8 protein-coding genes are annotated in these 12,833 nt (G+C 71.0%); all 8 read left to right on the forward strand.

Annotation, left to right across the window (positions count from 1 at the left end):
• Positions 1 to 7 precede the first annotated feature (7 nt).
• Positions 8 to 745 (forward strand): hypothetical protein, encoded by a 738-nt coding sequence (locus BLS97_RS16785; RefSeq protein WP_090477898.1) that lies wholly within the window; start codon positions 8 to 10, stop codon positions 743 to 745.
• A gap of 244 nt (positions 746 to 989) precedes the next feature.
• A complete protein-coding gene (locus tag BLS97_RS16790) occupies positions 990 to 2,732 on the forward strand; it encodes a DNA polymerase Y family protein (protein ID WP_090482458.1) in 1,743 nt (580 codons plus the stop codon).
• Positions 2,732 to 6,061: an error-prone DNA polymerase gene (locus BLS97_RS16795; RefSeq protein ID WP_090477901.1), complete on the forward strand. Its 3,330-nt coding sequence runs from the start codon at positions 2,732 to 2,734 to the stop codon at positions 6,059 to 6,061. Before BLS97_RS16790 ends, BLS97_RS16795 begins: the two co-directional genes overlap by 1 nt.
• Positions 6,062 to 6,179: 118 nt before the next feature.
• Positions 6,180 to 6,686, forward strand: a complete 507-nt coding sequence (locus BLS97_RS16800; RefSeq protein ID WP_090477907.1) for a hypothetical protein — start codon at positions 6,180 to 6,182, stop codon at positions 6,684 to 6,686.
• A 41-nt stretch (positions 6,687 to 6,727) separates the two neighbouring features.
• Positions 6,728 to 7,525 (forward strand): exodeoxyribonuclease III, encoded by a 798-nt coding sequence (locus tag BLS97_RS16805; RefSeq protein WP_090482462.1) that lies wholly within the window; start codon positions 6,728 to 6,730, stop codon positions 7,523 to 7,525.
• Positions 7,522 to 8,265, forward strand: a complete 744-nt coding sequence (locus BLS97_RS16810) for a type 1 glutamine amidotransferase (RefSeq protein WP_197676224.1) — start codon at positions 7,522 to 7,524, stop codon at positions 8,263 to 8,265. The genes BLS97_RS16805 and BLS97_RS16810 overlap by 4 nt, the downstream gene beginning before the upstream one ends.
• Complete coding sequence (locus BLS97_RS16815; RefSeq protein ID WP_090477910.1) at positions 8,262 to 11,312, forward strand: bifunctional [glutamine synthetase] adenylyltransferase/[glutamine synthetase]-adenylyl-L-tyrosine phosphorylase; 3,051 nt, start codon at positions 8,262 to 8,264, stop codon at positions 11,310 to 11,312. The genes BLS97_RS16810 and BLS97_RS16815 overlap by 4 nt, the downstream gene beginning before the upstream one ends.
• A gap of 12 nt (positions 11,313 to 11,324) precedes the next feature.
• Positions 11,325 to 12,806, forward strand: a complete 1,482-nt coding sequence (gene ftsY / locus BLS97_RS16820) for a signal recognition particle-docking protein FtsY (protein ID WP_090477914.1) — start codon at positions 11,325 to 11,327, stop codon at positions 12,804 to 12,806.
• Positions 12,807 to 12,833 lie beyond the last annotated feature (27 nt).

The raw sequence follows: 12,833 nt of genomic DNA on the forward strand, positions 1-12,833 counted from the left end.
CGAACTTGTGTTCGATCGTCAACAGGTGCTCGCGGAGTTACGCCGCACTGTCGGTATCGAGCCGTTGCCTGCTTTCGCGGCGCCGGGTGGACCGGCCCCGGTGGGGTCGATGTCGGTCGGGACGGCAGCGGCCGGGTCGGTACTGGCCGTGCCCGCGCCGCTGGTCGACGTCCTGCCCCGTGGGGGCCTGCCTCGCGGCGGCGTGGTCTCTCTGGTCGGGGACGGCGGATCGACCAGCCTGCTCTTCGCGCTGCTCGCCGCTCCGTCCAATGCCTGGTCGGCGTTGGTCGGCCTGCCGGATCTCGCCCTGCTGGCCGCCGCCGAGCAGGGGGTTGACCTGGACCGGCTGGTGGTGATCCCCGATCCCGGACCTGATGTGTTGCAGGTGCTCTCGGTGCTCGCCGACGGGGTGGACATCATCGCCGCCGTACCGCCCAAGGTGTTGCCCCCGGCCCGCCTGCGCGTGCTGGGGGCCCGGTTGCGGCAGAGCGGTGCCGTGTTGCTGGCGGCCGGCCCGTGGCCCGGAGCCGAACTGGTGCTGCGCAGCCGAATTGAGAACTGGACCGGGATCGGCCGCGGTCATGGCCGGCTACGGGACCGGGAACTGGTGGTCGAGGTCAGTGGGCGCGGTGCCGCCCGGGGTCGAGGCAGCGTGGCCATGCTGCTGCGGAGCACCAGGTCGACCGTCACCCCCGTGCCACGGATCGAGCCGGTTGCCCTGCCGTTGGTCGCCGAGGTCGGCTGAGCGGGCAGACCCTCCGCCGGTCCGGCGGGGAAGAAAGGCAGACATTCGTGACGAAGCGGTGGTCTTGAGGCTGTCGTACCCCGGGTCTAGTCTTGGAAAAGAGTCGAACAACAGTTCGATATGCTGGGTTCAGGAGTGGTGGCGAGGTGGGCGACGTGGTGATCGACCAGGTTGAGATGCGAAGGGCGGTGGCTGCCTTCGGCCTCCGCGATTCCCGCCAGCCGCCCCATGGGTGCACCGCGTCATGAACACCGCACCCACGGACATCGCGCCGGAACGCAGCCGCACCCTGGTGATCTGGTGCCCCGACTGGCCGGCGGTGGCCGGTGCCCGACAGGCCGGAAAGTCGCCGTCCGAACCGGTGGCCGTGTTCCACGCCAATCGGGTGCAGACCTGCAACCGGGCCGCCCGCAGCGAAGGTATCGGGGTCGGGCAACGTCGTCGGGACGCCCAGTCGCGGTACCCCGATCTGCTGGTGCTCAAGGCGGACCCTGATCGGGACGCCCGGCTGTTCGAGCCGGTGGTCGCGGCGGTGGAGTCGGTGGCGCCGGGAGTCGAGATCCTCCGGCCGGGGCTGGTGGCCTGCTCGTCGAGGGGCCCGACCCGGTTCTTCGGCAGCGAAACCGAAGCCGCCGAACGGATCGTCGACCTCGTGGAAGCGCTGGACGTCGAATGCTCGGTCGGCATCGCCGACTCGTTGGCGGTGGCCGTGCTGGCGGCGCGTCAGGTCAAGATCGTGAGCCGGGGCGGATCGGCCACCTTCTGCGCCGGGCTGCCGATCGTCGAGCTGGCCCGCGATCCGGCGATCGCCCCGCCGGAGCGGATGGACCTGATCGACCTGCTGATCCGGCTGGGCATCCACACGGCCGGGGCGTTCGCCGCTCTGCCCGATGCGAAGGTGGCCACTCGTTTCGGCGCTGACGCCGTCGTCGCCCACCGGTTGGCCAAGGGGGAGGCCGAGCGGGGCCTGTCGCGTCGGAGCATCCCGGAGGAGCTCGCGGTGGAGCAGCCGTTCGATCCGCCGCTGGAACGGGTGGACTCGGCCGCGTTCGCCGCGAAGGCGCTGGCCGAACGGTTCCACGCCCGGCTGGGCGACGCCGGTCTGGCCTGCACCCGGCTGGCGATCAGCGCCACCACCGACCGAGGCGGCCACCTGTCCCGGATCTGGCGGTGCGCCCGGCCGCTCACCCCGGCCGCGACGGCGGATCGGTTGCGCTGGCAACTCGACGGCTGGCTCACGGCCGGCCGCACCCGGCAACGGACGGAAGACGATGACGACACCGGGCCGGGCGGCATCACGTCGCTGCGGCTGGAACCGATCGAGGCGATCGGAGCCGGGCTCGTCCAGTACGGGCTCTGGGGCTCCGACGGTCAGGACGACCAGCGGGCCGGTTGGGCCTTCGCCCGGGTGCAGGGTCTCCTCGGTCCGCAATCGGTTCTGACCCCGGTGCTCTCCGGTGGTCGGGGCCCGGGGGAGCGCATCACCCTGCTGCCCTGGGGTGAGGAGAAGGTGCCGGCCCGAGATCCGTCCGCGCCATGGCCAGGGGCGCTGCCGGCGCCCACCCCCTCCCGGCTCGCCGGCCCCGACACCACCGTGACAATGCTCGACGACCTCGGCTCGCCCGTGGTCGTGACCGACCGGGGAATGCTCAGCGGCGCACCGTCGCGGCTACACGGAAAGGCGGTCGACCCCTGCTGGATCCAGAGCTGGGCCGGGCCCTGGCTGCTGGACGAGCGGTGGTGGACCGCCCGGCCGGAGATCATCCAGCCCCCGGCCCCGTCACCGGCTCGGGCCGAATATCGGCCGGCCCCCGGCGATCTCGACTACCGGAAGCCGCGGTCCCCGCGCCCGGAGGAACCGGTCGGTACCGGCATCAGCGCCCCGGCCCGGCACAGCGCACGGTTGCAGGTACTTCCCGATACCGGCCCGGCCCTACTGCTGTTGTTCGGCGTCGACGGGTGGCAGGTCGAGGGGGTGTACGACTGATGGGTTGGTCCAACCCGCCGGTGCCGTGGCGCGAACTGGAACGGGCCCTGTCCGGGCTTCCTCCCCTGAAGGGCCGTGGGCCGCCGGCCACCGTCAGCCGCATCCCCGGCACCGCCGACCAGCCGCCGATTCGGCAACCGGTCCCAGCGCCGACGCCTCGGGATCCGGCCGTCGTCATCCCCTACGCCGAGTTGCACGCCCACTCGGCGTTCAGCTTCCTCGACGGCGCCTCCACGCCGGAGACGCTGGCCCGGGAGGCGGCCCGGCTCGGATTGGACGCCCTGGCCCTCACCGACCACGACGGCTTCTACGGGGTGGTCCGGTTCGCCGAGGCGGCCAAGGAGGTGGGCCTGAGAACCCTCTACGGTGCGGAACTCTCGCTGGATCTGCCGACCGGCCAGCTCGGCGTCCCCGACCCGGTCGGACGTCATCTGCTGGTCCTGGCCCGGGGGCAGGAGGGGTATCGCCGCCTCGCCCAGCAGATCAGCCGGGCCCAGCTCCGGGGAGGCGAGAAGGGCCGCCCGGTCTACGATCTGGACGAGCTCGCGGCCGCCGCCGACGGGCACTGGCTGATCCTCACCGGATGTCGCAAGGGCAGCGTCCGCCGAGCCCTGGCCCTCGGTGGGGCGCCACTGGCCCGGGCCGAGATCCGCCGCCTGATCGATCGGTTCGGGGCCGACAATGTGGTGGTCGAACTCACCGATCACCAGCAACCCACCGACGACGAGGACAACGACGAACTGGCCGGGCTGGCCGCCGATCTCGGGCTCGAGGTGGTGGCGACCACCGGCGCCCACTACGCCCGTCCGCAGGGCTCCCGGCTCAGCAGTGCCGTGGCCGCGGTGCGGGCCCGGCGCAGCCTCGACGAGGCCGATCCCTTCCTGCCGGCCGGCCCGGCGGCCCACCTGCGCTCCGGGGCGGAGATGGCCGCCTTGTTCGCCCGCTATCCGACCGCGGTCGCCAATGCCGCCCGGATCGGACGGGAGTGTGCGTTCGACCTGATGCTCGTTGCGCCGCAGTTGCCGCCGTTCGACGTGCCGGCCGGGCACGACGAGAACAGCCACCTCCGAGAACTGACGATGGCCGGTGCGGCCCGGCGTTACGGCTCCGCGGAGCAGCGGCCCGATGCCTACGCGCAGATCGAGAAGGAGCTGGGCATCATCTCCAACCTCAACTTCCCCGGTTATTTCCTGATCGTCCACGACATCGTCGATTTCTGCCGGAAGGAGCAGATCCTCTGCCAGGGAAGGGGTTCCGCGGCCAACTCGGCCGTCTGTTACGCGCTGGGCATCACCGCCGTCGACGCCGTGAAATACGGTCTGCTGTTCGAACGGTTCCTCGCCCCGGAACGGGACGGGCCACCGGACATCGACGTCGACATCGAATCCGATCGTCGGGAAGAGGTGATCCAGCACGTCTATCTCAAGTACGGCCGGGAGAAGGCGGCCCAGGTGGCCAACGTCAACACGTTCCGGCCACGGATGGCCGTCCGTGACATGGCCAAGGCGATGGGGCACTCACCGGGCCAGCAGGACGCCTACTCCAAACAACTCGACGGGTGGACACCACTGGCGAAACAGACCGCCGACGAGCACACCATCCCGGCCGACGTCCTAGCCCTGGCCGCCCAGATCCAGGACTATCCACGGCATCTGGGGATCCATTCCGGCGGGATGGTGATCTGCGACCGGCCGGTCGGAGAGGTGTGCCCGGTCGAGTGGGGGCGGATGCCGAACCGTTCGGTACTGCAGTGGGACAAGGACGACTGCGCGGCGATCGGGCTGGTCAAGTTCGACCTGCTCGGTCTGGGCATGCTCTCGGCCCTGCACTACGCGGTCGACCTGGTGCGCCGGCACGAACACATCGAGGTCGACTTCGCCCAGCTGGATCTGGAGGAGCCGGCGGTCTACGAAATGCTCCGCCGGGCCGATTCGGTCGGGGTGTTCCAGGTGGAGTCGCGAGCGCAGATGGCCACGCTGCCGCGGCTGAAACCGCGAACCTTCTACGACCTGGTGGTCGAGGTCGCGTTGATCAGGCCCGGTCCGATCCAAGGTGGTTCGGTGCACCCGTACATCCGGCGCCGCAACGGGTTGGAGCCGGTGGTCTACGACCATCCGGTGATGGAGCGATCGCTGTCGAAGACCCTCGGCATCCCGCTGTTCCAGGAACAGCTGATGCAACTGGCGGTCGACGTGGCCGGGTTCGACGCCGGCGAGGCCGACCAGTTGCGGCGGGCGATGGGCGCCAAACGGTCCACCGCCAAGATGGAGCAGATGAAGGCCCGGCTGTACGACGGGATGAGCAATCTGCACGGCATCACCGGTGATGCCGCGGACCGCATCTACGAACGGTTGCTGGCTTTCGCCAACTTCGGGTTCGCCGAGTCCCACGCCCTCTCGTTCGCCTCCTTGGTCTTCTACTCGTCGTGGCTCAAACTGCACCACCCGGCGGCCTTCACCGCGGCCCTCCTGCGGGCTCAGCCGATGGGTTTCTACTCGCCGCAGTCGCTGGTGGCCGACGCCCGCCGGCACGGTGTCACGATCAGGCGGCCCGACATCAACGCCTCCCGGGCCGAGGCCGATCTGGAGCCCGGCCCGGGCGGACGCCCGGCCATCCGGCTGGGGTTGGCCGGCGTCCGGACCGTCGGCACCGACCTCGCCGACCGGATCGTGGCGGCCCGCCCGGAGGGCGGTTACCGGGACATCGACGAACTGACCAGGGCGATCACCCTGACCTCGGCCGAGGCGGAGGCGCTGGCCACCTCGGGTGCCCTCGACGCCCTGACCCTCCACGGCGAGTCACCACTGGGCCACGACCGCCGTCGTGCGCTGTGGGCGGCCGGCGCCGCATCGGGGGAGAGAGCGGGCACCTTGCCCGGTGCGATGGTCGGTCTGGACGCCCCGTCGCTGCCCGGGATGAGCGAGATCGAGTTGACCGTGGCCGACATCTGGGCCACTGGTATCTCACCCGAGATGTATCCCACCGAGTTCTCCCGGGAAGCCCTCGATCGGTTGGGGGTGGTGCGGGCCTCGGACCTCGGGGCCATGGAACACGGCACCAGGGTGCTGGTCGCGGGCATGGTGACGCACCGGCAACGTCCGGCCACCGCCTCCGGGATCATCTTCGTCAACCTGGAGGACGAGTCGGGAATGATCAACGTGGTGTGCTCGACCGGGTTCTGGAGCAAGTACCGGAAGGTCGCTCGCGGATCACCGTCTTTGCTGGTCAGAGGCATGCTCGAACGGCAGGGGGCGGCCTTCTCGGTGCTGGCCGAACGGATCGCGCCGCTCGCCCTGGTGGCCACGACGCCATCGCGGGATTTCCGGTGACCGGCGTCTGGCAACATCAAGGGATGAGCGAGCATCGTCGATCGGGACCGGTACCAGGGCCAGCACAGCGCGGAGCTCGTCAACCGATGAGCGCCGGCGCGACGAGCCGGGGTTCGGCATGAGCGAGGTGTTCGAGCGGGCGTCGGTGTCCTTGATGATGGCCGACTATGCGGTGGCCGATCAGTTGGGCAAGGTGCAGATCGTCGGCGGTGGCCTGCAGCTCGTCGGGCGCGACCACGGCACGGGGCTGTCGTCGGCCTTCGCGTTGGTGGTGACCCTGGACTTCCCGCCGACCGTGTTCAACGAGCAGTACGTGTTCGAGGTCGTCCTGGAGGACGTCAACGGGGCGCCGGTCGAGTTGGCCGCGGCCCCGCCCGGCGGGATCTCCAACGTCGTGCGGTTCGGCCAGACCCTGCAGGTGGAGGAACCCACCTTCCGCGGCAACGGCGTGCCCCGGCATGCCCTGCCGGCGCGTTCGCACGTGGTGCTGTTCTTCAACACCGGACTGCCGTTGCCGGCCGGGAACGTGTTGGTCTGGCGGGCCCGGATCGACGGGGATTCACGCCCGGAATGGACCCTGCCCTTCTTCGTCCCCGCCCCGCCGACCGGTCCCGTGCTGGGCTGAGGCCCGCCGTGTCCGCCACCCCGCCGCCCGGTTCGCCCCCCTTGAGATTTGCCACCTGGAACATCAACTCGATCCGGGCCCGCCAGGATCGGCTGCTGGCCTTCCTGGCCCGCTCCGACGTCGACGTACTCGCGATCCAGGAAACCAAGATCCCGAACGAGAAGTTCCCGACCGCGCCGATCGCCGATCTCGGTTTCGAGGTGGCCCACCATGGGGTCTCGCAGTGGAACGGCGTCGCGCTCATCTCCCGGGTGGGAATCGAGAACATCCGCATCGGGTTCCCGGGCATGCCCACGTTCGGCCAGCCTCCGCTGACCGAGGCCCGGGCCATCGGTGCCACCTGCGGCGGCATCGACATCTGGAGCCTGTACGTGCCCAACGGCCGCAGTCTCGGTGATCCGCATTATGACTACAAGCTCGAATGGCTGGCCGCTCTGGCCTGGTTCGTGGCGGCCGAGCTGACCGCCGATCCGGCGAAACAACTGGCCCTGTGCGGCGATTTCAACATCGCTCCGACCGACGAGGACGTCTGGGACATGGCCGCTTTCGAGGGCGACACCCACGTCAGCGAGCCCGAACGCACCGCGTTCGCCAACCTGCTCGGCAGCGGGTTGCAGGACGTGGTCCGGCCCCACCAACCCGGACCGGGGGTGTACACCTACTGGGACTACCAGCGTCTGCGGTTCCCCCGGCGCGAGGGCATGCGGATCGACTTCGCCCTGGCCTCAGCCGCTCTCGCCGGACGAGTCACCGCGGCCAGGATCGACCGCGAGGAACGCAAGGGCAAGGGCGCGTCCGACCACGCGCCGGTGATCGTCGACGTGGGAGAGCAACCGTGACCAGGATCCTGGTGCTGCAACATGATCCGTCCGATCCGCTGTTGCTGATGGGCGACTGGCTGACCGAGGCCGGCGCGACCGTCGACGTGCGACGGCTGTTCGCCGGCGAGGAACTCCCGGCCGATCTGACCGGATACGACGCATTGATCAGCCTCGGCGGCGAGATGGGCGCCTACGACGACGATGTGGCTCCGTGGCTGCCGGCCACCAAGGCGATGCTGGCCGCGGCGGTGGCGCAGCGGACCCCGACCCTGGCCATCTGTCTCGGATCGCAGTTGCTCGCCGTCGCCACCGGTGGCGCCGTGACCCGGGGTGAGGACGGCCCGGAGATCGGCGCCTACCTGACGGCCAAACGTGACGCGGCCGAGGCGGACCCGCTGTTCGATGCGCTGCCGATGACCCCGGACGTCATGCACTACCACTACGACGTGGTCTCGAGCCTGCCGCCTGGGGCGGTGTTGTTGCTGTCCTCCACCGGCTACCCCAACCAGGCCTGGCGGATCGGTCCGGCGGCCTGGGCCCTGCAGTTCCACATCGAGCCGTCGGCCGATGACCTCCGGGCCTGGGGTCGCACCGAGGGACGCGAAGCGGTCGGACGGCTCGGACCGGTGCTGGACCAGGCCGAGGACGCCATGGGCACCGTCTGGCGTGACTTCGTCGCGCGGTTCGTCCGATTCGCCGCCCAGCCGGCGGACGAACCGCATCTGCTGGGGCATCGATTGCCCATCCACGGATCATGACCAGGCCGACGAGCCGGACGCTGGCCCGCTACGGGCTGGAGGACGCCCGCGTCACCGCCGAACTGCGCACCATGGGTCTGGCCGTCGACAGTTCTGCCGCGCCGGGATCGGAGGACGTGCTGGCCGCGATCTCGCGCACCGGACGCCCCGATCTCGCGGTGCACAACCTGGCCGCGGTGCTCCAGTCGGCGCCGGACGGGGCCACGCTACTGCGCCGACTCCACGAGAACCCGCGGTTCCGGGCCCGGCTGCTGGGCGTCATGGGGGGATCGACCGGGCTGTCGGACCATCTGGCGGCCAACCCCGAGCAGTGGCACCTGCTCACCGAGGAGGCAGTGCCCGGCGAGTTGATCACCGCGGCCGCGATGCGCGCCGTTGTCTTCCGATCGGTCGGCGTCGATCCGGACGATCCCGTCTGCACCGGCACCGAGGGGGCGCGGGCGACGGTCACCGGCGGCTCGGCCGTGCTCGCCCTGCGTCGGGCCTACCGCTCGCAGTTGCTGATCATCGCCGCCCACGATCTGGCGCCCGCCGTGGAGTCGTCCTTGCCGGTCACCGCACTGCCCGCGGTGTGCCAGGCGCTGTCCGACCTGGCCGACGCCACCTTGCAGGCTGGGTTGTCGGTGGCCGCGGCGGCTCTGCCGGCCGGTGTCGCACCGGTCCGGTTGGCCGTCATCGCGATGGGCAAGTGCGGGGCCAAGGAACTCAACTACCTCTCCGACGTCGACGTCATCTTCGCGGCCGAACACCCACCCGCCGCCGGCGGAGAGGCCCCGGACGACACCCGAATGCTGGCCACGGCAACGGCTCTCGCCTCCGGGATGATGCGGATCTGCGGGCAGGCGGCCTGGGAGGTCGATGCCAACCTGCGCCCCGAGGGCAAGGCCGGCGCCCTGGTCCGCACCCTGGCCAGCCACGCCGCGTACTACCAGCGGTGGGCGCACACCTGGGAGTTCCAGGCCTTGCTGAAAGCCCGTCCGGCGGCCGGCGATCCGGACGTCGGGGCCGGCTTCGCCGCGATCACTTCGCCCGGCGTCTGGAGCGCGGCCGGGCGGGACTCGTTCGTCGACGACGTGCAGGCCATGCGGCGCCGCGTGGAGGCGAACATCCCCGAGGATCTCAAGGACAAGGAACTCAAGCTCGGCGCCGGGGGACTGCGCGACGTGGAGTTCGCCGTCCAGCTGCTGCAACTGGTCCACGGCCGGACCGACGAGGATCTGCGTCTGCCCGGCACCCTGATGGCGCTGCGATCGCTGATCCGCGGCGGGTACGTCGGTCGCACCGACGGGGCCGAGATGGCGGCGGCCTACACCTTCCTCCGTCGCGCCGAACATCGGCTGCAGTTGCAGCGGCTGCGCCGCACCCACCTGCTGCCCGAGGATCAGGACGACCTGGAGTGGCTGGCCCGGACGGACGGCTACACCGCGACCGGCACGTCATCGGCGGCCGAGGTGTTCACCGCGGACCGGAACCGGCACAGTGCGTCGGTCCGGCGGCTGCACGAGAAACTCTTCTACCGGCCGCTGCTGCACGCCGTGGCCGCGGTGCCCAGCGAGGAACTGCGCCTGACCACGGAGGCGGCCACCGCTCGGATGGCTGCCCTCGGCTTCCGGAATCCGGACGCCGCGCTGCGTCACCTGCGCGCGCTGACCTCCGGGGTGAGTCGCCGGGCGGCGATCCAGCGGACCCTGCTCCCGGTGCTGATGGACACGTTCGCCTCCAGCCCGGACCCCGACGCCGGTCTGCTGTCCTACCGGCAGGTTTCCGAGGCACTGGCCGACACCCCCTGGTACCTGCGGTTGCTGCGCGACGAGGGTCTGGTCGCGCAGCGACTGGGCGCCCTGCTCGGCGGGTCGAAACTCGTGGGAAATCTCCTGGTCAGGGCGCCCGAGGTGCTGCGCCTGCTGGTCGACGACGTGTCGCTGCTGGCGCCCCAGCCCGACGACGTCCGCACCGCCCTGCTGGCCCGATCCCGCCGCGCGCACACCGCGCAGGAGGCGGTCGACGCTGCCCGATCGGCGCGTCGGCACGAGATGCTCCGGCTGGCCTGCGGCGACCTGCTCGGTCTGATCGAGGTGGCCGACATCGCCACCGGACTGACCAGTGTGGCCGAGGCTTCGCTGCAAGCGGCCTACGAGGCGGCGCTCAAACAAGTGACCGCTGATCGCGGCGGCCGGGTGCGCGGACGTCTGGCCGTCATCGGCATGGGCCGGCTCGGCGGGGCCGAACTGAGCTACTCCTCGGACGCGGACGTGATCTACGTGGCCGAACCGTTGGACGGCGAGGACGCCCGCGGCGGCATGGACGACATGAGTGCGGTGGCCGACCTGATGGCCCGGCTGCTCGGACGGCCGAGCCCGGACCCGCCGCTGCTGGTCGATGCCAATCTGCGCCCGGAGGGCCGGAACGGTCCGCTCGTCCGCACGCTGGAGGCGTATCGCGCGTACTGGCACAAGTTCGCGGCTCCCTGGGAGCGGCAGGCCCTGCTGCGGGCCCGGCCCATCGCCGGCGACTCCGAGCTCGGCACCGCTTTCATCCTGGCGGCCGACGAATTCCGTTACCCGGTGGGCGGTCTCGACAGCAGGGACGTCATCGAGATCCGCCGCATCAAGGCCAGGGTCGATGCCGAGCGGCTGCCCCGCGGTGCCGATCCGACCACCCACACCAAGCTGGGCCGCGGGGGATTGTCCGACGTGGAGTGGACGGTCCAGTTGCTGCAGCTGCAGCACGCCGCCCAGGTGCCGGAGCTGCGGATCACCCGAACCCTGGAGGCGATCGATGCGGCGGCGACCGCGCGGATCATCACCGACTCCGACGCCGAGGCCCTGCGCGGCGGCTGGCTGGCCGCGGCCCGGGCCAGAAATGCGCTGATGCTGGTGCGCGGCAAGCCGGAGGACCAGATCCCGGCTCACGGTCGCGAACTGATGGGTATCGCCCGGGCCCTCGGTTACCCCGAGGGCGGTGACCCTGGCGAGTTCGTTGACGACTACCGCCGGGCCACTCGCAGGGCCCGCCGTGTGGTGGATCGGTTGTTCGACAGCTCCTGAGACAATGACGGCGTGGCTACTTGGATCTGGATCGTCATCGCGATCGTCGTTGTACTCGCCGTCGGGCTCGGAACGGGCCTGACACTGGCCCGCCGGCGGCGGATCACCCTGATCGAGCCGGCCGGCAAGCCGGAGGTCGGCCCGGCGCCGCCGAAGGCCGGCACCTACAAAGCCGGCAGCTCCATCTCGTTCAGCGCCGGCTCCGGTACGGCCGTGGCCCCCAAGCCGAAGGCGGCCGAGCCGAGGGTCGTCGAGCCGAAACGCGCCGAGCCGACGCCGGCCGAGCCGACGCCGGCCGAGCCCGCGCCCGTGGTCGAGCCGCCGGCCACGCCCTCGCTCCCGGAACGTACGGAGGTGGACGGGCAGCCCGGGGTCGGAGACGATGCCGCGGTCCCGCGCGATTCGGTGCGACCCGACGTGGTGGACGTCCCGCTCCCCGACGAGGACGTCCCGACTGCCGTGCCCATCCTGCTCGAAGAGTTGCCGGTCGAACCGGCCGTCGCCGAGGAACCGCAGATCGAGGAACTGAGCGCACCGCCGGCGCTGGACCAGATCGCGCCCACCGAAGGGCGCCTGGGCCGGCTCCGCGGCCGCTTGTCCCGATCGCAGAACGCTTTCGGACGGTCGCTGCTGGGCCTGCTCGGCGCCGGCACCCTCGACGAGGATTCCTGGACCGACGTCGAGGACACCCTGCTGATGGCCGACCTGGGGGCCGGGGCCGCCGCCGAGATCACCCAGAAGCTGCGGACCGAAGTGGCCCGCCAGGGCGTCACCGACTCGGTGTCGGCCCGCGCGTTGCTCCGCCGGGTGCTGATCGAGGCGGTGGAGACCGACGCGCAGGGCAACATTCCCGATCGCACGGTCAAGGCGCTCCCGCACGACGGACGACCGTCCGTGCTGCTGGTGGTCGGGGTCAACGGCACCGGCAAGACCACCACCACCGGAAAACTCGCGCGAGTACTGGTGGCGGACGGCCGGTCCGTCGTACTCGGGGCGGCCGACACCTTCCGGGCGGCCGCCGCCGACCAGTTGCAGACCTGGGGCGAGCGGGCCGGTGCCACGGTGGTGCGCGCCGAGGCCGGCGCCGATCCGGCGTCGGTGGCCTTCGACGCCGTCCGGCGCGGTATCACCGACGGCGCCGATGCGGTGCTCATCGACACGGCCGGTCGGCTTCACACCAAGACCGGGTTGATGGACGAACTGGGCAAGGTCAAGCGGGTGATCGAGAAGCAGGCCGTGGTGGACGAGATCCTGCTGGTCCTCGACGCCACCACCGGGCAGAACGGGCTGGTCCAGGCCCGGGTGTTCGCCGAGGTGGTCGACGTGACCGGGATCGTGCTGACCAAGCTGGACGGGACGGCCAAGGGCGGCATCGTGGTTGCCGTGCAGCGCGCGCTCGGGGTCCCGGTCAAGCTGGTCGGGCTGGGCGAGGGCCCCGACGACCTGGCTCCGTTCGAGCCGGCCGCCTTCGTCGACGCGTTACTCGGCGACTAGGCAGTACACGCGACAGCAACAGTGCGG

The sequence above is a fragment of the Nakamurella panacisegetis genome, from assembly GCF_900104535.1.
Lineage (GTDB): Bacteria > Actinomycetota > Actinomycetes > Mycobacteriales > Nakamurellaceae > Nakamurella > Nakamurella panacisegetis.